This is a genomic window from Acinetobacter lanii (assembly GCF_011578285.1).
Lineage (GTDB): Bacteria > Pseudomonadota > Gammaproteobacteria > Pseudomonadales > Moraxellaceae > Acinetobacter > Acinetobacter lanii.
In genome coordinates, this window is sequence record NZ_CP049916.1 from 3,038,108 (window position 1) to 3,063,169 (window position 25,062).

General features: G+C 42.2%; 24 protein-coding genes and 4 tRNA genes. 7 read left to right on the top strand and 21 right to left on the bottom strand.

Features of this window, described 5'->3' with window-relative positions:
• Positions 1-77: 77 nt before the first annotated feature.
• On the top strand, positions 78-272 hold the full coding sequence (locus G8D99_RS13835; RefSeq protein ID WP_166326875.1) for a bacterioferritin-associated ferredoxin: 195 nt from the start codon (positions 78-80) through the stop codon (positions 270-272).
• 274 nt (positions 273-546) lie between these two features.
• Complete coding sequence (bfr, locus tag G8D99_RS13840; RefSeq protein ID WP_166326877.1) at positions 547-1,011, top strand: heteropolymeric bacterioferritin subunit Bfr; 465 nt, start codon at positions 547-549, stop codon at positions 1,009-1,011.
• Positions 1,012-1,081: 70 nt separating this feature from the next.
• On the opposite strand, the gene G8D99_RS13845 is transcribed toward bfr, so the two are convergent.
• The 17 genes from G8D99_RS13845 to tpiA form a co-directional block, all read right to left on the bottom strand.
• On the bottom strand, positions 1,082-2,719 hold the full coding sequence (locus G8D99_RS13845) for a PglL family O-oligosaccharyltransferase (protein WP_166326879.1): 1,638 nt from the start codon (positions 2,717-2,719) through the stop codon (positions 1,082-1,084).
• Positions 2,720-2,785: 66 nt separating this feature from the next.
• Positions 2,786-3,502 carry a TfpX/TfpZ family type IV pilin accessory protein gene (gene tfpZ, locus G8D99_RS13850; protein WP_166326881.1) on the bottom strand — a complete coding sequence of 239 codons (717 nt, stop codon included), beginning with the start codon at positions 3,500-3,502 and terminating at the stop codon, positions 2,786-2,788.
• Between the two features lie 81 nt (positions 3,503-3,583).
• Entirely contained in the window at positions 3,584-4,120 is a 537-nt protein-coding gene (locus tag G8D99_RS13855) for a pilin (RefSeq protein WP_166326883.1), read from the bottom strand.
• Positions 4,121-4,318: 198 nt separating this feature from the next.
• A complete protein-coding gene (locus G8D99_RS13860) occupies positions 4,319-4,879 on the bottom strand; it encodes a TPM domain-containing protein (RefSeq protein ID WP_166326885.1) in 561 nt (186 codons plus the stop codon).
• Positions 4,873-5,889 (bottom strand): TPM domain-containing protein, encoded by a 1,017-nt coding sequence (locus G8D99_RS13865; RefSeq protein ID WP_166327791.1) that lies wholly within the window; start codon positions 5,887-5,889, stop codon positions 4,873-4,875. The genes G8D99_RS13860 and G8D99_RS13865 overlap by 7 nt, the downstream gene beginning before the upstream one ends.
• Positions 5,890-6,000: 111 nt before the next feature.
• Entirely contained in the window at positions 6,001-6,591 is a 591-nt protein-coding gene (locus tag G8D99_RS13870) for a LemA family protein (protein ID WP_166326887.1), read from the bottom strand.
• A gap of 79 nt (positions 6,592-6,670) precedes the next feature.
• Positions 6,671-7,519: a tetratricopeptide repeat protein gene (locus G8D99_RS13875; protein ID WP_166326889.1), complete on the bottom strand. Its 849-nt coding sequence runs from the start codon at positions 7,517-7,519 to the stop codon at positions 6,671-6,673.
• 109 nt (positions 7,520-7,628) lie between these two features.
• Positions 7,629-8,024, bottom strand: coding sequence for a ribosome-binding factor A (locus G8D99_RS13880; protein ID WP_166326891.1), 396 nt, complete (start codon positions 8,022-8,024; stop codon positions 7,629-7,631).
• Positions 8,024-10,726: a translation initiation factor IF-2 gene (infB, locus tag G8D99_RS13885; RefSeq protein WP_166326893.1), complete on the bottom strand. Its 2,703-nt coding sequence runs from the start codon at positions 10,724-10,726 to the stop codon at positions 8,024-8,026. Before infB ends, G8D99_RS13880 begins: the two co-directional genes overlap by 1 nt.
• Before the next feature lie 10 nt (positions 10,727-10,736).
• The gene (gene nusA, locus G8D99_RS13890; RefSeq protein ID WP_166326895.1) at positions 10,737-12,221 is read right to left on the bottom strand and encodes a transcription termination factor NusA; all 1,485 of its coding nucleotides are present in this window, start codon (positions 12,219-12,221) and stop codon (positions 10,737-10,739) included.
• A 41-nt stretch (positions 12,222-12,262) separates the two neighbouring features.
• Positions 12,263-12,787 (bottom strand): ribosome maturation factor RimP, encoded by a 525-nt coding sequence (gene rimP, locus G8D99_RS13895; RefSeq protein ID WP_166326897.1) that lies wholly within the window; start codon positions 12,785-12,787, stop codon positions 12,263-12,265.
• A gap of 204 nt (positions 12,788-12,991) precedes the next feature.
• Positions 12,992-13,068, bottom strand: a tRNA-Met gene (locus G8D99_RS13900).
• 157 nt (positions 13,069-13,225) lie between these two features.
• A tRNA-Met gene (locus G8D99_RS13905) sits at positions 13,226-13,302 on the bottom strand.
• A 69-nt stretch (positions 13,303-13,371) separates the two neighbouring features.
• Positions 13,372-13,448: transfer RNA gene (locus G8D99_RS13910), tRNA-Met, on the bottom strand.
• A 37-nt stretch (positions 13,449-13,485) separates the two neighbouring features.
• Positions 13,486-13,570 (bottom strand) — tRNA-Leu (locus G8D99_RS13915).
• A gap of 53 nt (positions 13,571-13,623) precedes the next feature.
• Positions 13,624-13,953 (bottom strand): preprotein translocase subunit SecG, encoded by a 330-nt coding sequence (gene secG, locus G8D99_RS13920; protein WP_166326899.1) that lies wholly within the window; start codon positions 13,951-13,953, stop codon positions 13,624-13,626.
• Between the two features lie 12 nt (positions 13,954-13,965).
• A complete protein-coding gene (gene tpiA, locus G8D99_RS13925; RefSeq protein ID WP_166326901.1) occupies positions 13,966-14,757 on the bottom strand; it encodes a triose-phosphate isomerase in 792 nt (263 codons plus the stop codon).
• Between the two features lie 266 nt (positions 14,758-15,023).
• On the opposite strand from tpiA, the gene pilB reads away from it, so the two are divergent.
• Genes pilB through coaE form a run of 4 tightly spaced genes read left to right on the top strand, consistent with a single transcriptional unit; the run spans position 15,024 to position 19,489 of the window.
• On the top strand, positions 15,024-16,733 hold the full coding sequence (pilB, locus tag G8D99_RS13930; protein ID WP_166326903.1) for a type IV-A pilus assembly ATPase PilB: 1,710 nt from the start codon (positions 15,024-15,026) through the stop codon (positions 16,731-16,733).
• A 25-nt stretch (positions 16,734-16,758) separates the two neighbouring features.
• Complete coding sequence (locus G8D99_RS13935; protein ID WP_166326905.1) at positions 16,759-17,985, top strand: type II secretion system F family protein; 1,227 nt, start codon at positions 16,759-16,761, stop codon at positions 17,983-17,985.
• Positions 17,985-18,848: a prepilin peptidase gene (locus G8D99_RS15820; protein ID WP_166326907.1), complete on the top strand. Its 864-nt coding sequence runs from the start codon at positions 17,985-17,987 to the stop codon at positions 18,846-18,848. Before G8D99_RS13935 ends, G8D99_RS15820 begins: the two co-directional genes overlap by 1 nt.
• Positions 18,849-18,886: 38 nt before the next feature.
• On the top strand, positions 18,887-19,489 hold the full coding sequence (coaE, locus tag G8D99_RS13945) for a dephospho-CoA kinase (protein ID WP_166326909.1): 603 nt from the start codon (positions 18,887-18,889) through the stop codon (positions 19,487-19,489).
• 45 nt (positions 19,490-19,534) lie between these two features.
• On the opposite strand, the gene G8D99_RS13950 is transcribed toward coaE, so the two are convergent.
• The 4 genes from G8D99_RS13950 to G8D99_RS13965 all read right to left on the bottom strand — a co-directional run bounded on the left by G8D99_RS13950 (position 19,535) and on the right by G8D99_RS13965 (position 23,099).
• Positions 19,535-20,452, bottom strand: coding sequence for a DMT family transporter (locus tag G8D99_RS13950; RefSeq protein ID WP_166327793.1), 918 nt, complete (start codon positions 20,450-20,452; stop codon positions 19,535-19,537).
• A 50-nt stretch (positions 20,453-20,502) separates the two neighbouring features.
• Positions 20,503-21,252 (bottom strand): 23S rRNA (guanosine(2251)-2'-O)-methyltransferase RlmB, encoded by a 750-nt coding sequence (rlmB, locus tag G8D99_RS13955; protein WP_166326911.1) that lies wholly within the window; start codon positions 21,250-21,252, stop codon positions 20,503-20,505.
• Between the two features lie 142 nt (positions 21,253-21,394).
• Positions 21,395-21,718: a pyrimidine/purine nucleoside phosphorylase gene (ppnP, locus tag G8D99_RS13960; protein ID WP_166326913.1), complete on the bottom strand. Its 324-nt coding sequence runs from the start codon at positions 21,716-21,718 to the stop codon at positions 21,395-21,397.
• 70 nt (positions 21,719-21,788) lie between these two features.
• Positions 21,789-23,099: a tetratricopeptide repeat protein gene (locus tag G8D99_RS13965; protein WP_166326915.1), complete on the bottom strand. Its 1,311-nt coding sequence runs from the start codon at positions 23,097-23,099 to the stop codon at positions 21,789-21,791.
• A 114-nt stretch (positions 23,100-23,213) separates the two neighbouring features.
• Between G8D99_RS13965 and recN the strand changes: the two genes are divergently transcribed.
• Positions 23,214-24,887 (top strand): DNA repair protein RecN, encoded by a 1,674-nt coding sequence (recN, locus tag G8D99_RS13970; RefSeq protein WP_166326917.1) that lies wholly within the window; start codon positions 23,214-23,216, stop codon positions 24,885-24,887.
• Positions 24,888-25,062 lie beyond the last annotated feature (175 nt).

The following is a 25,062-nucleotide window of genomic DNA, read 5'->3' on the forward strand; positions in this document are numbered from 1 at the left end:
AAATGAATGTCATTGACAAACGATAATAATTATCAATAATATCAACTATCGCATTTACTTTGTGGTTTAAAGCTCTTATGTACGTTTGTTTATGTCGCGGGATTACCGATCAAGATATTAAAGATGCTATGGCAAATGGCGCTGAATCCTACCGTGAAGTACGCGAATTATTAGACTTAGGCACATGTTGTGGTCGATGTGCACCTGAAGCAAAAAGCATTATCAATGAAGAGTTAGCTCAAATCGCTGCACGCATCTCCATCGCTGCATAACTTTTTACCCTCTAAATGGCTTTTTTAAGCATTCATACATAATAATAGGTTTAATCCAGTTACTCCCCCCGCTCAGACTCAAAGCGGGGATATTTTTTTATTCTTATTTTTTCTTTTATTTAAGCACTTAGTCGGGTTAAATCCCTTAATTGTATTTGATTGCGATTTTCATTTGCCGTTCAATAAATCACTCGTCAGTTTTGCCATGATTCAGGTAAGATAGTGCTTAGGATCGCCTTATTTGAAAGGCAAAAAACAGATTTGGAGCATGACAATGAAAGGCAACCGTGACGTGATCAATCAACTCAATCAAGTGCTTTATCATCATTTGACCGCGATTAACCAATACTTCTTACACTCTCGTATGTTTAATGATTGGGGCATTGAGAAATTGGGTTCTGCTGAATATAAAGAATCGATTCGCCAAATGAAGCATGCCGATAAAATCATTGAACGTATTTTATTTTTAGAAGGTTTACCGAATTTACAACATTTGGGTAAATTGTATATCGGTCAACACACGGCTGAAGTACTGAATTGTGATGTACGTAAAGTTAAAGAAAATATTGAGGCACTACAAAAAGCAGTCGCGCTTGCAGAACAACAGCTCGACTACGTAACACGTGATTTGGTTCAAGAAATTCTGGAGAAAGAAGAAGAGTATTGGGACTGGACCACGACTCAACTCGATTTGATTGAGAATGTCGGGATCGAAAACTATATTCAAAGCCAAATCTAATAAAGCCAAATATTTGATATAAAAAATCCCTCCATTTGAGGGATTTTTTATGTTTTAACATCTACCAAAATTAATCTTTGAATAAACCATCATAACTATTCTTTTGACCATGAAGTTTTTCTAGAATCCACAGTTGATGTTCTGCTTCTTGCTTTTTACCGTTAAAGGCGAGGACTTGCGCATATTTATACAAGTCATATTTAGAAGCTAAATTTGCCACCATACGACCTACATGCACCAATTGCTCATCTGTCATTTTGGTTTTCGGGTCTAAATCAATCCACCACACTCGTTCTTTAAATTGAGTCAGTAAAATAATCTGTTGATTCATCACCTGTTGCTGTTGGCTAGACAGCGCATGTTCTTGACTCGCAATCGCACTTTGTTGTTTATACAATAGATAATCACGTACTGTGATCCCACAACCCACGATGCATAAAATCGCAATAATACTGGTGATTTTTGAGCTGATTTGTAGGCTTGGTAAATTGCGATATTGTGCTTGTATAATGCCAAGCAAAAAACCTGCTGGCAACAAAAAGTAAGCATAATGCAGTGGAAACTCAAGCATGCCATGTATCAATATGGCACAGACCATCAGCGTTGCGACGATGGATACCGTGTCTTTCACGCCTTTATTCAGCCAATACAGCCAAGCGATCACATACAGAATAATCAAACTGCCGATTGGAATACCGTTCCAAACCAATAGGTCAAGCAGCATGTTATGTGCGCTCTTGTACCAGAGTGGCACTTGGTAAGCATCAAAGACCATGTACTGTGCAAACCCTGTCTGATTCCAACCATAGCCAAACCATGGCTGTTGCTGAATCGCAACCCACATTTGCTTCCACATCTCGAGGCGAATATCTCCACTGCCCTTCGCTACACGGTCTGCTGTAGAAATAATGGTACTTGCACCATGACCACTGATTTGTGCTACCCATGCACTTAAAGTGGAAAGACTATAGGCTAGCCCAACAAATAGACCAAACCAGGTGAGTAATTTGATCGTGTTAAAACGTACCGGCTGCTTCCAAGTCTTAATGACGTAATACAGCACGATAAAAGGTGCGACCAAAATGGTGGTTCTTGACTGTGCCAAGACAACACCAAAGAGAATGATCAGAGCAATCGGAATGAGTACGATATTTTTAAGCACCCGTTTTTCAAAAAGATATAAACATGCGAGCAAAGACATGATCAGTAGTGTTGCCAAATTATTCGGTTGTGCCATATTGGCATAAGGACGACTACTTTTCAGAGGGTACATCAGTGGTGAAAAATACTGACTTAAGTTTAACCACTGTAAAATCGCAATGATGCCTGAAACAAAACCCACCACAAGCATCACAGTGCTCAATTTTTTAAAGAGATCTTCTCTTTTATTATCGTTTAATGAGAGCGAATACCCTGCCACAATCATGAGCCAAAACATTACGATATAGGTCAGGCTCAAGATAAAATTACTGAAATAAATGATCTGTCCTAAAGCAAACTGTACAATTGGAATTAGAACGATAGGCAAAATGATCAGTTGCGGACGAGCAATTTTTATTTTGGTTTTATAAAGGGCTAACAGCAAAAATGATGCTGAGACTATGGTCAGAATTTCAGAGCCGAAAGTGGGCCATGGGGAGCGGTGGTAGGGTAAGAGCAGTGACAAGACGAAACTCATCACTGCGAGAAGCGCGAAAAATGCTTTCATAAAATTAGGAAATAGGAATTTTAGAAATTATACACTGTGCTTTGTATTTGAGCGAAAAAGCTAGCTCTACCACGGTCTAAGATTAACAATTTTAATAGCATTGCCATTTTCATCTAGTAGCACTGTCATATCCACTAGTTTAGATTTCAGAGGTAAGTACTTTGTTGCTTCAGGAATCGTTTGTAAGATCGATACATCTTCATTAAATCTAGATAACTCTTTAATGGCAATTGATTTATTTATAATCGTCGATTTCGCATGCCTGATATCCGTATATCTCTCAACTTTTTGCGCAGTTGATACATGATTAAACACAGCATCAAAAATATCATTATTTTTTTGTGTGATATTTTTCGCTGGAGTCGTGGATACCCATTGTGGTCCAAACCATGAACTTTCTTTATATTTTAAGTTTGATTTATTCGCAGGTAAAATTATTTCATTTTTTAAAATGAGTTCAAACTGGTTTAAGTTAAAAACAATCCATGCGGGTCTTGCTTTTTCTAAGGAAATTAAACCAAAAATAAAGGCTGAGAACTGAAATAAAACAACAATAAATAGATCAAATTTCAAGTTTTTTTTTGATTCTTTATAGACTAAAAATCCTAATATCGGCCCGATAATAATATCAATACCGATAAACATTAAAAATATTTGATCAACACCTACAGCAATATTCAACGGATAAGGATACCAAACATAATAAATTAATAAAGCGGTTAAAGTCCCAATTAATGCTGATATCAAAAAATGTTTACAGGCAAACTTTAGACGTTTCGACACAGAAGGTCATCCTCATTAAACGAAACATTAGTGCTATAAAAATAAAAAAGAGTGCAAAAGCACTCTTTTTTAAACTTAAAATTATTTACATTCAGATGGAACATATTTCGCTGGCATAGTACCAACAACACTATTAGCAGTTAAACCACGACCTACTGCAGTTGCTGTTCCAGCAGAAGCACATGCCCATTGAAGCGACTCGCCATCGCTTACAGTAGTAGCTGTTAACTGTGCTGTAGCGCCATCTTCACCGCCAGTTGTAATATAAGGAACCAAGTTAATTGTTTTCTTTTGAGCCTCAGTCGGTAAGCTACCATCTTCAGAAGAGGTTACTGTAATTACACCTGTGTCTGCTGTAGCTTTTACACTTTCTACATATTTACTTGCTACTGTAGCAGCATTGATGCTGCCAACAGCCCCATTCATGCCAACGATTCCACCGCTTTGGAAACCTTCGCTAATTTCAGCTTTTGCTGCAGAACCAGCTGTAACAAGTTCAGTGACTTTTGCACGCACTGTATAGTTTTGATACGCAGGAATCGCAACTGCAGCCAAAATACCAATAATCGCAACAACGATCATTAACTCAATTAATGTAAAACCCTTTTGAGCGTTCATAACATTTCTCCAATCTTTTATGTTTATTGCTTTTTTAAAAGCGTTTATATAACTGGCAGTTAAATTAAAAATACATTACCAATTAACTTAAGCTCATTTTAGGTTTAATGTGACGCAATACAAGTTTTATTTTTCTAATTGTATTTAAAGGTAATTTTTAGTAAAAAAGTGACATTTTTTGTCACTTTATACCTTTTCCTAATTCAATATAATTGGTGAGTTTTTGAGTTCATTGGCTTGATCTTCAAATTTATGATCATAGTAAAGATTTAGAATAGTGCCAATTTCTGTCACCCCTTGAATCACGGCTTCCCGATATTTTTTATTTTTTAGCTCACCGACCATCTGCTGACAGATATTTTGCCATTCTTGTTGTTCTGTGGCTTGATTAATCCCCCGATCAATCACAATTTCCACTTTTTGTTCGCATAAGTTTAAGTACAAAAGCACCCCACTGTTTTGTTCAGTGTCCCATACTCCAAGTTCAGCAAAGAGTTGCTGTGCGCGTAAGCGGGTATCTTGATGGTAGGCTTGCCCGCAAGGAATATAGCCTTCGATCACCACCTGAATTTCACCGACATGCCCTTCTTCAGCCGACTTGACCGCTTGTGCAATGGCAAACTGATCTTGTTTAGTAAAATAGCGTTTTGATGCTGGCATATAAAAGAAATGCTTGAGCCAACGCTTAAAACTCGGTTGTACCTGTTCCTGAAGTTTTGGTTCAGTAATAATTTCTGTTGTATCGGTTGTTGTTACCATGAGCCTGATGCTCCTCCCCCACCAAAGCCGCCACCGCCGCCACTATAACCACCGCCACCACCAAAGCCACCGCCGCCTCCACCACGGCCTGCACCTGATAAAAATGCACGGAAGATCAGTTGGGCAATAGAAGTAAACAATAAAAAGAACACCCCGAAGCCGAGCATTAAGCTCATCACAATGCCTGAGCCATACATCAGTCCTGCACCTACTGCGGTTGCACCTGCCACTGAAGCACTGAGTCGGTTTCCAATAATGAAAGAACCAATAATCCCTGCAATCAGAATAAACAACACCGTACTGAAGGTTTTTTCTTTGGCTTGTTGCTCTTGTAAGGCTTGTGCTTGACGTTCTTTGAGTTCTTCAGCAGCCTTTTGTGCTGTTTCTGGGTCTTGATTTAAAATACGTTCAATTTCAGTCACCCCTGAAATTAAGCCTTGACCATATTGGTTCTGCTTAAAATAAGGCGTGATTTGATCACGAATAATACGACTTGCAATGATGTCTGGAATCACGCCTTCTAAGCCATACCCTGTCGCAATGTGTAATCGATGATCATTCACCGCTACAGCAATCAGTAAACCATTGTCTTGCTTGGCCGAACCCAACTTCCATTGCTCTGCAGAACGCATGGCAAAATCAAAAATACTTTCTTGACCCGTCGTCGGAACAATAATCACCCCAATTTGCGTTTTGCCTTGTGCATGCAAAGCACGAATTTTGGCATCTAGCTGTAATTTTTCAGCACTCGACAAAACATTGGCTTGATCAATCACCGGAGCATTTAATGTCGGCAATTGGCGGATGGATTCCCCCTCCGCCAGATCATTTTCAACATTTAAGCTTTCAGGCTGCGGTTGGGCAGATGCTGAATGATTTGGGTTTGGCTGTGTTTGTTGATTCGGCTGTATGATTTTCTTTGCGATAATGACATCTTCAACATCATCCGCTGTAGCAGTGGCGGTCTCTGCCATGCTTACAGATGAAATTGATAAAGTTAATAGCATCATTAAAAATAAGATGCATAAGCGCATACTCATTTTTAAATCCCCCAACCACCATCGACTCAACATAGCAACGCTCCCAATCATCGATTTCAATGTCACTCTTTAAAAAGAGGATTAATTAAATGAAACCGTTGGTGCTTTTTGTGCACTTGATTCAGCACTGAAGTTTTCTTTGGTTTTCATACCAATCACTTTTGCAGTCATGGCTTGTGGGAACTGGCGCACATAGGTGTTGTAGTCTTGAACCGTTGAAATGTAACGGTTACGTGCAACAGCAATACGGTTTTCAGTCCCTTCAAGTTGCACTTGTAGATCACGGAATTGTTCATTGGCTTTTAAATCAGGATAGTTTTCTGTCACTGCCAATAAGCGTGACAATGCACTGGTCATTTGCGATTGCGCTTCTTGATACTTTTTAAACAGTTCAGGATTTTCTAAAACTTCTTTATCGACTTTTAAGCCAGCCACATTGGCACGTGCTTCAGTGACTTCAGTCAATACTTTTTCTTCATGGGTGGCATAGCCTTTCACGACATTGACCAAATTCGGCACTAAATCAGCACGACGTTGATATTGGTTTTGTACTTCAGACCATGCTCCAATCACTGTCTCATCTTTGGCTTGTAAGGTGTTATAACCACAACCAGATAAAGTCAGTGTGCTCGATAGAGCCAAAGCAAGCATCGATTTTTTAAGCATATTCATGAATCTTATTCCTCGGTATTTATTTGTAATTGTTCATATATAAATCATTTTAAACAAATTTCTTTCAATATTTGTATTTTTATTTATCTTTTACTAACCAGCCTGTCAAATAATCCTGTATTTGCATCCACATACGCGCCAATGAAGTTGAACTCAACATGCGAATACGTTTTTCTATCGTAGCATCTTTTTGTAAACCTAAAGCGCTTGAAAAATCAATTAATTCATTGGCTTCTATATTGTAGCTCATTCGATTCAGCCAATTATCAAGTCTTAAACTTTGCTCAATATTGGCAAGATCATAGTACACACGTGCGAGTATTGGATCTTGTCCAAATACAAATTTTTTTCTTTCGATCAACTGCAACTGCGTCTGATCAAAAATGCTTTGAAGTTGTTGCTGTGTGATCTGATCTTGATCAATATGATTCGGCTTTGGAAAATAACCTTGACCAAATGTGAGATCGAGTAATGGATGCTGATTCAGCCAATGTACATTGGCACGGTTGTGCTTGGCATTCAGGATATTCAGATGAATCCATTCACTCCCCTCATGAATATTGGGATCACGTTGCATGCCGATATGAATCCATTTTCGAGCTTGAGTGAGATCACCCTTTAACTCATAAGCCGTGCCCAAATTGACTGCGGTTTTGGGTAAGTTCGGATTAGATCTTTCTAAGCTTTCAAGAACTTCAATCGCCTGTTGGTATTGCCCTGTGAGAATCAACAAAACCGCATAGTCATTTCGCACCTGTACTGAATAATGTTTTACATGCTTTGCTTGAAAGGCTTTTAATTCATTTTGATAATAATCAATTCGTTGCTGTGCTGAATCAAAATGATCAGGACTCAACTCCATCGTATAGCTATTGATACACGCAAAGACAGGAACTGGGAGTGTGCTTCCTAATAGCAGTGTCAACATTAACCTTTTCATGATTCATCTTATTAGTTTTATTAAATTATTTTTTAAGATTGTATTTTATAGACGTAAAAAAAGCCACCATTTGGTGACTTTCTTCACATTTTATGACTTATTCTTCGTCTTTTTGCTCAGGCAAATCTTTCACTGCTTCAGCAATCAAACCAAACATATAGTTACCATAGGCATTGGTTTTGTCGTAATGGAAACGTAAACGCGGTGTAATACGTGTCTTAATACGACGACTCAGCTCGTGGCGTAAGAAACCTGATGCTTTGTTTAAAACATCTAAAGTTTCTTTGTTTGCCGCTTCGCTTTGATCATCACCGAGTTCACGTCCCATGACGGTCACATAAACTTCAGCATATCCTAAGTCTGGGCTTACCTTCACCGCAGAGATGGTCACAAGACCACCTAAGCGTGGATCTTTCAGCTCCTGACGGATCAGTTCTGACAACTCGCGTTGTACTGTATCCGCCATACGCTTCAGACGTTGACTACCCGCCATTAAAGACTCCGTTTAATCAATTGAACATCGTACACTTCGATCTTATCGAGTGCTTTGATGTCTTTATAGCCTTTGACTGCAAGACCACATTCCATACCCGCACGAACTTCTTCAACCACTTCTTTGTAGCGACGAAGAGATTCAAGCTCACCTTGGAACACAACCACGTCATCACGTAATACGCGAATTGGTTTATTACGGAATAATTGACCTTCAAGTACCATACAACCTGCAGCTGCACCGAATTTACTTGAGTGGAATACTTCACGTACTTGCGCCACACCCAGAATCGTTTCACGATGTTCAGGTGCAAGTTTACCGCTCATCGCTGCTTTCACGTCATCGATCAATTGATAGATGATTGAGTAGTAACGAATATCGATACCGTCTGCATCCGCTTTTTGACGCGCAGTTGTATCGGCACGTACGTTAAAGCCGAGCAAGAATGCTTCAGAAGATTCAGCAAGGGTAACGTCAGACTCAGTGATTGCACCCACACCTGAACCGATTACACGTACTTTAACTTCGTCGGTAGACAACTCAGCAAGCGCAACATGAAGCGCTTCCAAAGTACCGCGTACGTCAGTTTTCAAGACAACATTGACAATCGGCACATCTTTCTTGCCCATTGACGCCATCAAGTTTTCTAAACGCATTGCAGATTGACGTTCAAGACGTTTTTGACGTTCACGATCCATACGTGCATCGGCAACTTCACGTGCTTTTTTCTCGTCATTCACAACAAGAACTTCGTCACCCGCCATTGGTGCTTCTGGAAGACCCAAAATTTCCACTGGAATCGAAGGACCTGCAGATTTGATACGTTGACCATTTTCGTCAACCATCGCACGTACACGACCGTAAGATGCACCAGCAAGAACCAAGTCACCCACTTTCAATGTACCGTTTTGAACCAAGATCGATGCAACTGCACCACGACCTTTGTCCACACGTGCTTCAATGACAACACCTTGTGCAGCACCTTCTTCAGATGCTTTAAGCTCAAGAAGCTCTGCTTGAATTGAGATCAAGTCTAGAAGCTCATCGATCCCTTGACCAGAATGCGCTGAAACCATGGCAACGGGTACGTCACCGCCCCATTGTTCAGGTACGATTTCTTTGGTGGTCAATTCGTTCAATACGCGATCTGGATCTGCAGATTCTTTATCCATCTTGTTGATTGCAACAATGATTGGTGTACCTGCAGCACGTGCGTGATCAATGGCTTCCGCAGTTTGTGGCATAACACCATCATCTGCTGCTACAACCAATACCACGATATCGGTCGCTTTCGCACCACGTGAACGCATAGAGGTAAACGCAGCATGTCCCGGTGTATCGAGGAAGGTAATGATGCCTTTCTCAGTCGTTACATGGTAAGCACCGATATGCTGAGTGATACCGCCCGCTTCGCCTGCAGCCACTTTGGTGCGACGAATACGGTCAAGAAGCGATGTTTTACCATGGTCAACGTGACCCATGATGGTCACAACAGGTGCACGTGTAGATTGTGCACCACGTGCTTCTTCAGCCGCTTCAAGTAAGTTATCTTCTGCTTGTGTATCCGATACAAGAACAGGGTTATGACCCATTTCTTCTACGATCAACGCTGCAATTTCTTGATCAATGGCTTGGTTCTGTGTAACCAATTCACCCATTTTCATCAGGGCTTTGATGACTTCACGAACTTTGATCGCCATTTTCTGAGCAAGGTCAGCAACAACGATTGTTGAACCAATTTCAACATCGTACACTTGTTTCTTAACCGGTTTTTCAAAGCCATGCTTATTTGAAGAACTTGTTTTCAAACCACGTTTGTGTTGATTTGAGCTGAACGATTGCTCTTCTTGACCGCGACGTCCACCTTTCTTCGGTGCACGTGTGCTTGGCGTATTGGTACCGCGTTTAATTTCACGGTCTTCTTTAGCAAATGAATCTTCATACGCCTGACCCACAAGACCCGCAGCAAGCGGAGAATCGTCGACCACACGAATGGTTGCAGTTGCATCATCATTTGAATATTTAGATGCCATCTGACGCATTTGCTCAAGCGTACGCTGTTGCGCTTCTTCAGCCGATTTACGACGTGCTGCTTCTTCCACTGCTTTTAATTTTGCAGCTTCTGCTTCACGTGCTTTTTTCTGTTCAGCTGTTTCAGTTGGTTTAACCGCTTGTTTAACGATTGGTTTATTCGTTGACTTACGTTTTACCACCACTGCAGCTTTAGAGACTTCTTGCTTGTCGCTGGTTTGTTTTGCTGCAGCACGCATTGCATTTAAAGCTGCACTTGCGTTGTTGACCGGTTGAGCTTTCGCTTCAACTGGTGCCGCTGCTTTAGTTTCAGCTGGGGCTGGAGCAGATGCAGCAGCTTTCGCCAATGCTTCAGCTTTAATTTGTTCAGGGTCTGGCTTGGTAAACGTATGCTTCTTACGAACTTCTACGTTAATGGTTTTTGCTTTACCTGAAGTACTCGCAACTTTTGCGGTACTGGTTGTTTTACGTTTCAACGTGATTTTTCCTGCGCTGCCGCTGTCTTGTCCATGCACTTTTTTCAAGTGAGAAACCAGGCGGTCTTGCTGTTCAACCGAGATTGTGTCTGATGCTTTTGCTTGAGGTAAGCCCGCTTCACGCACCTGATCCAATAATTTTTCAACTGGAAGACCTACGTTGACCGCTAACTCTTGTATTGACTTATCTGTCATGTATGACCTCCTAGTTAAACCATGATTCACGTGCTTTCATGATGAGTTGACCTGCTTTTTCAGCACCTAAACCGTCAATATCAGAGATATCATCAGTGGCTTGGTCAGCCAAATCATCGACTGTGATTACACCGCGAGCGGCTAAAGCAAAAGCAAGTTCAGATGTCATCCCTTCCATTGCTAGAAGTTCTGCACTCGGCTCTTGAATATTTTCTTGCTGTTTTAATGCATCTGCCAACGCCACTTCTTTGGCACGGCTTTGCAATAATTCAACGGTTTCAGCATCAAGTTCGATTTCGTCAAATGTTTCAGCTGGAACATAAGCAATCTCTTCAAGTGAAGTGAAGCCCATTTCAACCAATGCCATTGCCAAGTCTTCTTCAATATCAAGACGACCCACGAACATATCTAAATACTGTTGTGCTTCATTTTGTTGACGTGCACGGTATTCATCTTCAAGCATCATATCGAGCTTGTAACCGGTCAACTCAGAGGCTAAACGAACGTTTTGACCTTGCGAACCAATCGCACGTGCCAATTGATCGCTGGTTGCGAAAATGATGTCTGCAGTTTTTGCATCTTCATCAATCACAATACCCGATACATCAGCAGGCTCTAAAGCACTTGCGATGTATTGTGCTGGATCATCAGACCACACCACAACATCAATACGTTCGCCATTCAACTCAGATTGTACTGCTTGGATACGTGTACCACGCATACCAATACAAGCACCTACTGGGTCAATACGGTGGTCATTGGTTTTCACTGCAATTTTTGCACGAACACCCGGCTGACGCGCAGCAGCTTTAATTTCAATGATTTCTTCAGAAATTTCTGGAATTTCTTTCTTCATCAATGCAATCAGCATTTCAGGTTTAGCACGTGATAATTGTAGTTGTGCACCACGACCTTCACGATTGACATTGAATAGGATTGCATTCACACGTTGTTTAGGACGTAGAATTTCTTTGGCAATCATCTCTTCACGAGCAAGGTAGGCTTCCGCATTTTCACCTAGATCGATAATAAAGCCATCTTTGGTTTGTTTTTTCACTTCACCGTAGATGAGTTCACCGACTTTAGATTCGTATGCATCTGCAATTAAAGCACGTTCAGCTTCACGAATTTTTTGTACGATCACTTGTTTTGCAATTTGCGCAGCAATACGACCAAACTCAATCGATGGTACTTCCAATTCACGCACATCACCAATTGACCATTTTGCTGGGTCAACGTCTGAAATCGCGTCTTGGCAAGCAGGCATTTCATGATCTTCATCAGCCACAACAGTCCATTGACGGAAAGTCAGGTATTCACCTGTTTTACGATCAATTTCAACACGTAACTGTGCTTCTTCAGAATTTGTGCCTTCGTAGAATTTTTTCTTCGTTGCAGCCACTAAAGCTTGTTCAAGTGCTTCGAAGATCGCTTCACGACTAACACCTTTTTCATTACTAACCGTTTCTGCAACGGTAAGAATTTCACGGCCCATAAGTCACCTACTATTCAAATTCTTCTTAATTAAAAATTAATTTAGTCCTGATAGATCAAGTTGGCTTTATCGATATTGTGACTATCGATCTCAAGCACCTGTTGATTTTCCACTTCGACTTGAACTAACTCGTTTTCTACATCTACAGACACAAGTTTTGCTTGGAATTTACGACGATTATCCACCGCTGAAATTAAACGCAAAGCCACGGTTTGACCAATATATGCTTGCATTTGTTCAAGATGGAAAAACGGACGATCCCAACCCGGAGAAGAGACTTCTAAAGCATACTCGCCAGAAATGGGATCATGTACATCTAAAATTGCACCGACTTGCTGTGTCACACGAACACAGTCTTGAACGCCAACACCACGTCCTAAGTCGACTTCGCCGTCTTCGACAACAACAGCGGGTTGTGTTTCATCGACTGGCTTGTCAATAAAAATACGTAATAGTGAACGTTTACCTTGAGGTGTGAATTCTAAACCCCAAAGTTCAACATCACAGGCTTGCACTGCAGGGGTAATTAACTCTAGGAGTGCTTGTGTTTTATTTGATAACTTCATTTACTCTCGTCATTTTTGTGCGATTCAATCGGCCATTCGACCGAAACAAACTAACTATAGTGATAGCATGATAAATTGACCAATTGATGTCCACACTACACGATAGATAACAAAAAAGGGCGAAATCGCCCCTATTATTGCACAGAAAACCAAAGTCCACTGTGCAAAAAGGCCCACCTAGTTGTGAGCCTCTTTTAAGAAACTTGGTAGCGGGAGCTGGATTTGAACCAACGACCTTCGGGTTATGAGCCCGACGAGCTACCAGACTGCTCCATCCCGCATCAACGTGCAAAATTATATCCAAACATGAATCATTTTTCAACCAAAACTCTCATATTTGCTGATTAAGTCGCACCTTAATCAGATTCATCTTCATCGTTGGCTTTAAACCTGTTATTCAGCTTTTATCAAAAGCCATGAATAACACTCGAAGAAAAGTGGTAGCGGGAGCTGGATTTGAACCAACGACCTTCGGGTTATGAGCCCGACGAGCTACCAGACTGCTCCATCCCGCAACAACATGCTGATTTAAATTCAACTTAAGTAGTCTAAGTTGCTTTTTTAAGTTTGCTTCTTAAAAAGATTGGTAGCGGGAGCTGGATTTGAACCAACGACCTTCGGGTTATGAGCCCGACGAGCTACCAGACTGCTCCATCCCGCAACAAAAACTGCGTGTACACCTATGATCTGGAAATCATTGGTGCGGAAGGGGGGACTTGAACCCCCACGCCCGAAGGCACTACCACCTCAAGGTAGCGTGTCTACCAATTCCACCACCACCGCAGCTGTGTCGCATTCTAGTAGCATCAACAGCAAATTGAAAGGAAAATATTCAATTATTCTGATGTTTTTGGTGCAGTTGTCGAAGTTTCATTCGATTGCTGCTGTACTTGACCTGAAGTCTGTACTGTTTTTAAACCGTAGGCATCAGAGGTTTGTTTTTTTGCAAAAACCGCCAAGCTAATACTGGTGATAAAAAACAGTGCCGTTAAGATTGCGGTGACGCGGGTTAAGAAATTGGCTGAACCTGATGCACCGAACACAGTCGCTGCACCGCCACCGCCAAATGAAGCACCAGCATCTGCGCCTTTACCATGTTGTACAAGAATCAACACAATCATTAATACAGCCAAGATGATATGTACTACCAGCACAAACGTTTGCATGCTGAACTCCTATTATTTTGTTTGAGCAAATGCGCGAGCGATTTGATAGAACGACTCGGCATTTAAAGATGCACCACCCACCAGTGCACCGTTAATATCTGGGCAAGCGGCTAACTCTACTGCATTCTCAGGTTTTACACTACCACCGTAGAGAATCGCCATAGTTGAACCAGCTGGGGTAATTTGAGATAAACCTTCACGAATTTTCGCATGCATATTTTGTGCATCTTCAGGTGACGCGGTTTTACCTGTGCCAATCGCCCAGATCGGTTCATAAGCAATGGTAATATGGGTCCACTGATCTGCATTTACAACAGTGCTGATATCACAAATTTGTTCTAACACCACCTGCTCTGCTTGACCACTTTCACGTTGTGCCAAACTTTCACCGACGCAATAAATAATATGCAAGCCTGCAGCTAAGGCATTTTTCACTTTATCAGCCACCACTTTAGCCGAATCACCGAAAATTTCACGGCGCTCTGAATGACCAATCAGTACATATTCAATCCCGCTGTCTTTCAAGAGTTCTGCACTGACTTCACCGGTATAAGCACCTGTACCGGCAATACGCGATAGATCTTGTGCCACAGTGAACACTTCAGAAGCTGCATCACTAAATTGCGCTTGAGTTGAAAGCAATGCCAGCGTGGTTGGCGCAACACCAATACGACACGCTTCAGCAGGAATATTATTTTGCTTGAGCTGTTGTTTTAAATCTTGAATTAACTGTTGAGCATTAGCCTGCATTGGGTTCATTTTCCAATTGCCTACAACCCACGGAGTAATTGTCAAACCCGACATACATCTAACCTTCTTTCTAAAATGCGCACATTCTACACGGATTTTTTTAATTTAAAGTATATTTTCACTGTGATGTGATGCTTGAAAACTTTTTGTTCAGTTCATATAAATCTAGATTTAACTGAATATCATGAATAAAGATTCGAATAGATCATTCTTTTTATAGATAATCTGCCGACATTCATTGTTTTAAGTATAGAATTATTTAACAAGAAACGTATAATTTTCGTATTCAAATTATAAAATGATTTTAAGGCGTATTGGGGATGAGTCTAGAACCACATGTACCAAAATTTTCGGGGATCAATCGTCGCTTGGTCGATGAAGGGGTTTTGACAGCCCAACAAATGCAAACGGCTGTCGAAAGCGCAAGAAAAAGTCAAAAAAAATTAATTCCTTATTTAATTGAACATCTTAATCTTAAATCATTGATTATTGCTGAACTGACTGCACAAGAGTTTGGTGAACCACTGTTTGATCTCGATGCATACAATCCTGAGATGCTACCCAAAGAGATTGTCGATAAAAATTTGGTTTATCGCCACCAAGTAGTTCCGCTGTTTCAACGGGGTAGCCTGCTTTATGTGGCCACCAGTGATCCAACCAATATGGAAGCCTTGGACGCGATTCGCTTTAACAGCAAGCTCAATGTGCATCCGATTATAGTTGAACAGCATAAACTGGAAAAATTGATTGAAAAGCATTTTCAAGAAGAAACCCAGTTTAATTTTGGTGATGAAGATCTTGATGTCGATGTCGTAGACACAGATCAAAATACCAATCAAGAAGATGACGATCCCTCAGGTGATGATTCACCGATCGTTAAATACATCAACAAACTTTTGGTCGATGCGATTCGAATGGGTGCATCGGACTTGCATTTTGAGCCTTATGAAAAATCCTATCGAGTGCGTTATCGCGTCGATGGTGTGTTGCGTCATATTGCCAATCCCCCACTCCAATTGGCCAATCGTTTAGCCTCACGTTTAAAAGTGATGTCACAAATGGACATTTCTGAAAAACGTACCCCGCAAGATGGTCGTATTAAACTCAAACTATCAAAAACCAAAGCCATTGATTTCCGTGTCAACTGCTTACCGACCTTATTCGGTGAAAAGTTAGTGCTGCGTATTCTCGATCCGTCTAGTGCCATGCTGGGCATTGATGCACTCGGTTATGAAGAAGCGCAAAAACAACTGTTTATGGATGCGTTGGAAAAACCGCAAGGCATGCTGTTAATCACAGGTCCAACCGGTTCAGGTAAAACGGTGTCCTTATATACCGGTCTAAATATCTTGAATACCGAAGACACCAATATTTCGACCGCCGAAGATCCGGTAGAGATTAACTTGGAAGGGATTAATCAGGTCAACGTCAATCCTAAAGTGGGACTGACCTTCTCTGCGGCATTAAAAGCCTTTCTACGTCAAGATCCAGATGTGATCATGGTCGGTGAGATTCGAGACTTAGAAACTGCTGAAATTGCGATTAAAGCGGCTCAAACCGGTCATATGGTGATGTCAACGCTGCATACCAACAGTGCGCCTGAAACTTTAACCCGTTTACGTAACATGGGTGTGCCTTCGTTTAACATTGCCACTTCGGTCAATCTGGTCATTGCCCAGCGTTTGGCACGACGCCTATGCAGTCACTGTAAAGCCCCTGCTGAGATTCCGAAAAACAGTTTGCTTGAAATGGGCTTTACCGAACAAGACTTGGCTGATCCTGAATTTCAGATTTATCAACCGGTGGGGTGCCCTGAATGTCGTGAAGGCTATAAAGGCCGTGTCGGGATTTATGAGGTCATGAAAGTCACGCCTGAAATTTCTAAAATTATTATGGAAGATGGCAATGCCCTTGAAATTGCTCAAGCCTCAGCCAGATTGGGCTTTGATAATTTACGACGTTCAGGCTTAAAGAAAGTGATCAGTGGTTTAACTTCGCTCCAAGAAGTCAATCGCGTGACCAGTGAATAATTAAAAAGAAAATAAGGATAAAACTATGGCGGTCAAGAAAGCACAGATGATGCCGACATTTTCTTACGATGGGGTGGATCGTAAGGGCGTTAAAGTTAAAGGGGAATTGCCTGCACGTAATATGCAATTGGCAAAGGTTACACTGAGAAAACAAGGCATCACCATCAAGAGTATTCGAGAAAAACGTAAAAACATTCTCGAAGGCTTAATGAAAAAAAAGGTATCAACACTCGATATCACAATTTTTACCCGTCAGTTGGCGACCATGATGAAAGCTGGTGTGCCCTTGGTACAAAGCTTTGAAATTGTCGCAGAAGGCTTAGACAATCCAGCCATGCGTGAAGTGGTGCTCGGCATTAAAGGTGAAGTTGAAGGCGGGAATACCTTTGCTGGAGCGTTAAAGAAATACCCACAGCATTTCGACCAATTGTTTTGCTCACTGGTAGAATCGGGTGAACAATCCGGTGCGCTTGAGACCATGCTCGATCGTGTTGCGATTTATAAAGAAAAAAGCGAAATCCTTAAACAAAAAATTAAAAAAGCCATGAAATATCCAATGGCTGTCATTGTGGTCGCATTTATTGTCACAGGCATTTTGATGGTCAAAGTGGTGCCGGTATTCTCTGAGATGTTTGCATCCTTCGGTGCAGAACTGCCTGCCTTTACCCAAATGGTGGTCGGCATGTCAAATTGGACACAAAAATATTGGTTTATTCTGTTGTTAGTGATCATTGCCATGATTTATGGCTTTCTTGAGACCAAAAAACGCAGTAAAAAATTCCGTGACACCTTAGATAAGATGGCACTCAAAGCCCCAATTTTTGGGGATTTGGTCTATAAAGCGATTATTGCCCGTTATAGCCGTACCTTATCCACCACATTCGCAGCAGGCGTACCACTGATTGATGCACTGACCTCTACCGCAGGGGCCACCAACAACGTGGTTTATGAAGAAGCGGTGCTACGAATTCGCGATGATGTCTCGACCGGTCAGCAACTGCAATTTGCCATGCGTGCGACCAATCTTTTTCCATCGATGGCGATCCAAATGGTCGCCATTGGTGAGGAATCGGGTGCCCTCGATGCCATGCTCGATAAAGTCGCAACGCATTATGAAAGTGAGGTCGACAATGCGGTCGATGGTCTCACCTCAATGATGGAACCCTTAATTATGGCGGTACTCGGTGTCTTGGTCGGTGGTCTTGTGATTGCCATGTACCTTCCAATTTTCCAAATGGGTTCTGTGGTGTAATGAACGAACTAATTGCGTATTTTATTCAAAACCCTATAGCCCTCTACATTGCTGTGGGTGTGCTCAGCCTATGTATCGGTAGCTTCCTGAATGTGGTGATTTTCCGCACCCCAAAAATGATGGAACAAGAATGGCAGCAAGAGTGCCAAATGCTACTCCATCCTGAACAACCGATCATTGATCACTCAAAACTCACCCTCAGCAAGCCAGCATCGACTTGTCCCAAATGTCACACTGAAATCCGCTGGTATCAAAATATTCCAGTGATCAGTTGGCTGATGCTGCGTGGTAAATGTGGCACTTGCCAAAATCCAATCAGTGCACGTTATCCCCTGATCGAACTCCTGACTGCACTATGCTCACTGATTGTGGTGGCAGTATTTGGCCCGACCATGCAAATGCTATTTGGTTTGATTTTGACTTGGGTATTGATTGCACTTACTTTTATCGATTTCGATACACAACTTTTGCCGGATCGTTATACCCTACCCTTAGCTGCACTGGGTCTCGCCATTAACAGTTATGCGCTATACACCTCTCCAACTTCTGCGATTTGGGGCTATGTAATTGGCTTTTTGTGTTTGTGGGTGGTGTACTACTTATTTAAAGTGGTCACAGGCAAAGAAGGCATGGGCTATGGTGACTTTAAACTGCTTGCCGCTTTAGGGGCGTGGATGGGGCCGTTCATGTTGCCCTTAATTGTGTTGTTGTCTTCATTGGTTGGTGCCATCATTGGCATTGTGCTACTAAAAATCAGAAAACAGAATCAACCTTTTGCTTTTGGTCCTTATATTGCCATTGCCGGTTGGATCGCTTTCTTGTGGGGCGACCAGATCATGCGGGTTTATCTCGGTAACTTTTAATTATTTCATTATTTTTGAATGCGCGTACAGGAGCAGTGATGTCTTTTATTTTGGGTTTAACAGGGGGCATTGGTAGTGGCAAATCCGCAGCAAGCCAGTGGTTTGAAACCCAAGGCATTACTGTGGTGGATGCTGATATTGTGGCACGTAAAGTGGTACAACCCGGTCAAGCTGCGCTTGCTCAAATTCGACAGCATTTTGGTGATTGGGTGATTCAAGCCGATGGTGAACTCGACCGTAAAGCGCTACGCGAACATATTTTTAAAGTCCCTGAAGCCCGTCAAGTATTAGAGGGCATTACGCATCCTGCGATTCGTCAGGCCATCATTACACAACTCAGTGCTGCCACCAGTGCTTATGCGATTTTGGTGTCACCCCTGCTGTTTGAGACCAATCAACATTTACTGACACAACGCAATCTGTTGATTGATGCCTCGGTTGAATTACAAATTCAACGTGCCAGTCAGCGTGACGGTCAAAGTATTGAACAGATTGAAAAGATCATTCAAGTGCAAATGTCGCGTGAGGAAAAATTGCAACGTGCGGATGATGTGGTGATCAATGATGGTCATTTAGATCATCTCTACAGCCAACTTGAAACTTTACATCAGCAGTATCTAGCCCTTGCTCATTCGTCTTAAAAAAACAGTGATGAAATACTTCTACTTCAATAAAAAAGCAGTCGATTAAGACTGCTTTTTTTGTGCGGATAGTTGTTGCGCTAAACTGTCTTTTCGAAACCAACGCCACGGTTGTAGCGCCCCCACACCCATACCAAGCAAACCACAGACGATGGCTAGACTTAATGGCTCACCTAACAATGGAACGGCAATGATCGCGGCGATAAATGGCGCAAGCGTGACGATACTACCCGCCTTAAATGCGCCCAGTCGCTTAATCGCTTCAATATAGGTTAAGGTCGCCACAATCACCACAAATATGCCGTGGAAAATCGTTTGCATCATCAGATGTGGCAATTCAACCTCTGCCAAATGTTTCGGGAAAAACAGTAAATAAATGGGTACATAAACAATCGCCGACCAAATCGCTACACCCGACATGGCATGCCATGCGGAGATTTTCCATTGTCTAAGTAAAACCGTGAAAATTCCCCACCACATTGCACTGATAAAAAACAGCGCATCACCGAAGCTAAACGCCACACCCGTCGCCTGATACATCAGCACACTCATCAGCAGGATTGAACAAACCATGATGATGAGGCTGAGCCAAGTATGTCGGTCAAAGGGTTGTTTAAACAGAATCCAAGCCGCTACAGCGGTACATAAGGGAATACAGCCATTCAAAAAAATCGCGGCATGGGCTGCAGGCACATAATGAAAAGCGCTGTAGCAGGTGAGGCAATATGCCACACCACCGAGCATCGCCAAGATAAAAGGCTCTTTCTTAAATAGGAATGCGGTGTCTTTTTTATAGAGCAGAATCGGCATTAAAATACAAAATGCCAAAAGAAAGCGTAACGCCGTGATGTCCCACGGGCTGATATGCCAAAGCGCATTCAGCCGTGAGGTAATGGTGAATCCTCCCCAAATACACATGGTAATTGCAACGAAGGCATACCCTTGGTACCGAGCAGGAATCATCATGTATATCTCTTTTTTAACTTAAGCTTGGTGGTCGTTTTAAACCCAAGTTATTTGACGTTACGTTGACGGCAGGCTTCATACAGCGCCATACCCGTTGCCACACTAACATTCAGACTTTGCAAATTACCATTCATCGGGATATAGACTTTCTGGTCACACTGCGACTGAGTGATCGGACGTAACCCGGTATCTTCAGCCCCCATAATAATCGCGATAGGCCCAGTTAAATCACAGTCTTGGATTGGTAGCGCTTGTTCATCCAACATGGTACCGATCACGCGCACATTAAATTCATCTTTAATGTTGCTGAGTGTACGTGCCAAATTGGTCACTTGAATAAACTTCACTTTTTCTGCACCACCGGCTGCCACTTTACGTGCAGTTGGGGTTAAGCCCACTGCGCGGTCACGAGGCACAACCACGGCATCAACACCCATCGCTGCTGCGGTACGAATACATGCGCCCAAGTTATGTGGGTCGGTAATTTGATCGAGCGCCAGCAACATCACATTGCTGTTGGCTTTCAATAAATCTTCTAAATCACGTTCATTCAAAGTCGGATGCGGACGCACAGCTGCCACCACGCCTTGATGGAACGGTTGACCGGCTAATTTTTCCAAGCTGTCACGACTGGCTTTCTGAATGCTCACCCCAAACGGATCAGCCAATTCAAAAATACGTTTTAAACGCGCATCATCACGACCTTTTAAAGCAAATAATGTTAAAACGCGTTCAGGTTCTAACTCCAATAATGACTCCACAGAATGAATGCCATAATAATATTCGGGCTTCGCCATGAACGACCTCAATTGATTTGATTTAAAAAATGAAGAAAACAGAAATGAAAAATCCCGCAAAGCCAACTTTACAGGATTTAAGATGAGGTCTAGTTTAACCGATTTGGCTTAAAATTTCTTGACCTAATTCAGTCTAGACGACTTAGCCTTCTAAATGGCACACGTAATCTAAAACATCATCGGTTTCAATTTTGAATTTGCTGTTGCCCGGTACATAAAAAGACTGACCTGCACGGAACAATTCACTTTCTTCGCTGTCGGCGATTTTCACGCGACATTCACCTGAAATAATTTCCATACGTTCAGGCACATGCGTTTCAAAAGTTAGCGCTTGCTCAGTTGGCAGAATCACACCCAATGTCTTTTTTGTACCGTCTTCGAATTGCACGGTATGACTAATACATGTACCGCCAAAATATACATTTGATTTTTTTACTACAGATACATGGTGAAATTGTGAATTCATGCGTATTCTCCAAATAATGCGCATTGTTTAAATTTTAACGACTGTAGTTTAATTGTGCAGATCAAACTAATCAATCAATGTTTTCAGTTGCATAGATATGCAGAGTATAGGTCTTGGCTTCGAGTTTTTGGGCATAGCTACGGGGCAATTCCACCTCTATTGTTCGATTTGGTAACACCTGACTGCGATAACGACACATATCATTCCCCTGCTCATCTCTGAGCACCCATTCCACCTCTGAGACCTCAGGCAAGCTGACATCGGCCAGCACCTCAGAAGAACCCTCATTCATCCCGACATGAAACTGACTCAAATTTTCATACGCTTTGCTCTGCTTCGCTGTTGGAAATGGCAAACCCTCAAGATCAAAACCCTGACTATCATGGATCATCACACTTTGTGAAAGCGTTGGCCAAATTTGATTTCTCAGATAATGCTGATCGGCAACGCGCTTGCTCAAATAGTTGCCTGAAGCAACATAGTCTTGAATATCTTGTGCCAAGTCTTGGAACACGCCATTAAAACCGCCCCACATGCCTGCCAATACCAGCTCAGTATGCGAATAGAAGTCATGCATACAATGGAACCATTTGTCACTCGCCAACCATTCATCTACGGCGGCACGCTCACGATAAGACACCAATGAATCGGCATCCCGCACCAAGAAGCAATTGACTGTGGGATCATTCATCACCCAAAATCGCCAAAATAGTCCAGATACCGCTTTCTGTGCGTCATTGACTTGAATCACCTGCGCACCTTTGTCTTTTAAACGTTGCTGAATATTTTGCGGCACCGAATCATCGACATAAAAACGACAGGTCCATTCTGGGTAAATTTCTTGGGTTAAATCCAAATTCAGCACAGCGGTTTCACAATAACGGGGTAAAGCCCCAAACAACGAATAGGCAATGATATTTTCTTGAGGATGATTCGGATTAAAACGCGGACGCAACAATGGAATCGGTTGTTTGGGTTGATGGGCGACCTGTTGTTTTTTTGCGTTTAAGGCCAAATGACCATATTTTTTCATCTCTTCAGTTTTAGTCAGAAAATGACAGGTTTCAGTTAAGCCATCATAAATATTCGGATCGACCTTGCCTTGACTATATTCAATCGCTTTTAAATAACGCTGATAGGCTTTCTCATAACGCTTTAACTTCAGTTCAGTGTAGGCCATATCCATTAAGATCGGCGCATGCGTGGGCACCAATTTAAAGGCAGCTAAGATCTGTGCATAGGCCGCTTCATAATCCTGTTTGGCCAAAGCCGCCCGAAAACCTTTGGAGGCCGCATCCAACTTTTTATTCAAGTTCACTGAAGCTTGTGCATGTAGATTTTTTTTATGGGGCGCTACAGGGAGCGGCAGTTTCATTTTCATGGTCATTTTACGTTAGAATTATTGGTATAGACTTATATTAGAATATTTAGTGACTTGTGACAAAAACAAAAGTTCACTATCTTAGAACCTCACTTTCGCAGCTTGGATGCGTTTATGCTGACACACTTAAATCTGATCAATTTTGCTTTAGCCGATAATCTTGCAATTGATATTGAACAAGGCTTCAATGTCCTGACAGGTGAAACCGGTGCAGGTAAATCGCTGCTACTCGATGCTCTGTCGGCATGTTTAGGCGAGCGTACGGACACCAATTATGTCCGTTATGGATCAGACAAAGCCGATGTCACTGCCGTGTTTAGCTATCAAGAACATAGTCCTGAAGCAGAATGGTTAAAAACCCATGAACTGGATGATGAATCCGGTGAGATTCATTTACGTCGGGTGATTTTTGCCACCGGACGCAGCAAAGCATGGATTAACGGCCGTCCAAGCAGCTTATCTGAACTCAAAGAACTCGGACGCTTGCTAGTACAACTGTACAGTCAGCACAGCCAACAGCAACTGTTAGAACCGCCTTATCCCAAACATTGGCTTGACCGTTACAGTAATTTTGGCGCGCATACCCAAGCGGTGAAAGACAGTTATACCACTTGGCAAAGCCATATTCGACAGCATCAAGCCGCTTTGGATGCGCAAGCCACCCGTCTGCAAAAAATTGACAGCTTAACGCTACAACTTGAAGAACTCGAGGATGTGGTTCAGGTCGATTATAAAGAGATTGAGCAAGAGTTTGATCGGCTCAGCCACCATGAACACATCATGTTGGACTGTGGTTATGCCGTGAATGCCTTGGACGAAGCAGAGCAAAACATTAATCAAGAAATTTCAGCCATCATTCGTCGCTTAGAAAGTCATGCCGGACGCAGTGAACAACTGTCTGAAATTTACAATTCATTGGTCAATGCACAAAGTGAGCTCGATGATGCCAGTGCTAATTTAAAACAATTTATTGATCGTCAAAGTTTTGACCCAGAGCGTATGGAAGAACTGAACGGGCAGTTGGAAATTTTCCATCGTTTGGGACGTAAATACCGCGCGCAACCGGAAGATTTAAAACAACTGTTTGAAGACTGGCAAGCAGAACTCGAACAACTGAATCAACTCGAAGACCCTGAAACCTTGGCGGAACAAGTACAGCAGTCGCATCAAGTGTTTTTGGAAAAAGCCCAACATTTGGATGAGATTCGCCGTGAAGCCGCTGAACCTTTGGCGAAAAAGCTCACCGAACAAGTCAAACAACTGGCGCTTCCTGAGGCCTATTTCGAATTTAAGTTTGAGCCATTGGAGCAACCTTCTGCGGAAGGCTTTAGCTTTATTCAACTGCTGTTTACCGCCAACAAAGGTATTCCTGCACAGCCTTTAGGCCGTGTCGCCTCAGGTGGTGAGTTATCGCGAATTGCGCTCGTGATGCAAGTGATGAACGCGGAAAAAACCGAAGCGGAAGTCTTGGTCTTTGACGAAATTGATGTCGGGATCAGTGGCGGGACGGCTGAAATTGTCGGTCGTCTTTTGGCGGGATTGGGTCAACATGTACAAATTCTGTGTATTACCCATCAGGCGCAAGTGGCAGCACAATCGGATCAGCATTTATTGGTGAAAAAACTGCAAACCGATCCTGCCAGCAGTACCATTTTTGCCTTGGAAGAAGATGGCCGTATTGATGAATTGGCACGTATGACTGGAGGGGTTGAAATCAGTGAAACCACCTTGCAACATGCCAAACAACTGCGTCAATTAAAATTTCAAAGTGTGAATAGCGGCTCTTAAGCTTGTTAAACCATCTGTTCTTAAACGACAGTGGATTCATCATGCGATTCACCTCTCTTGAATTCACCCCTCTTGAATTCACCTGTCTTGATCAAAGAAGGAGAGCGGTTTAGATTTAAATGCGCATGATGCTTGTTTTAAACCGATAAAGCCCACAAATAAAGATTGTTGATTC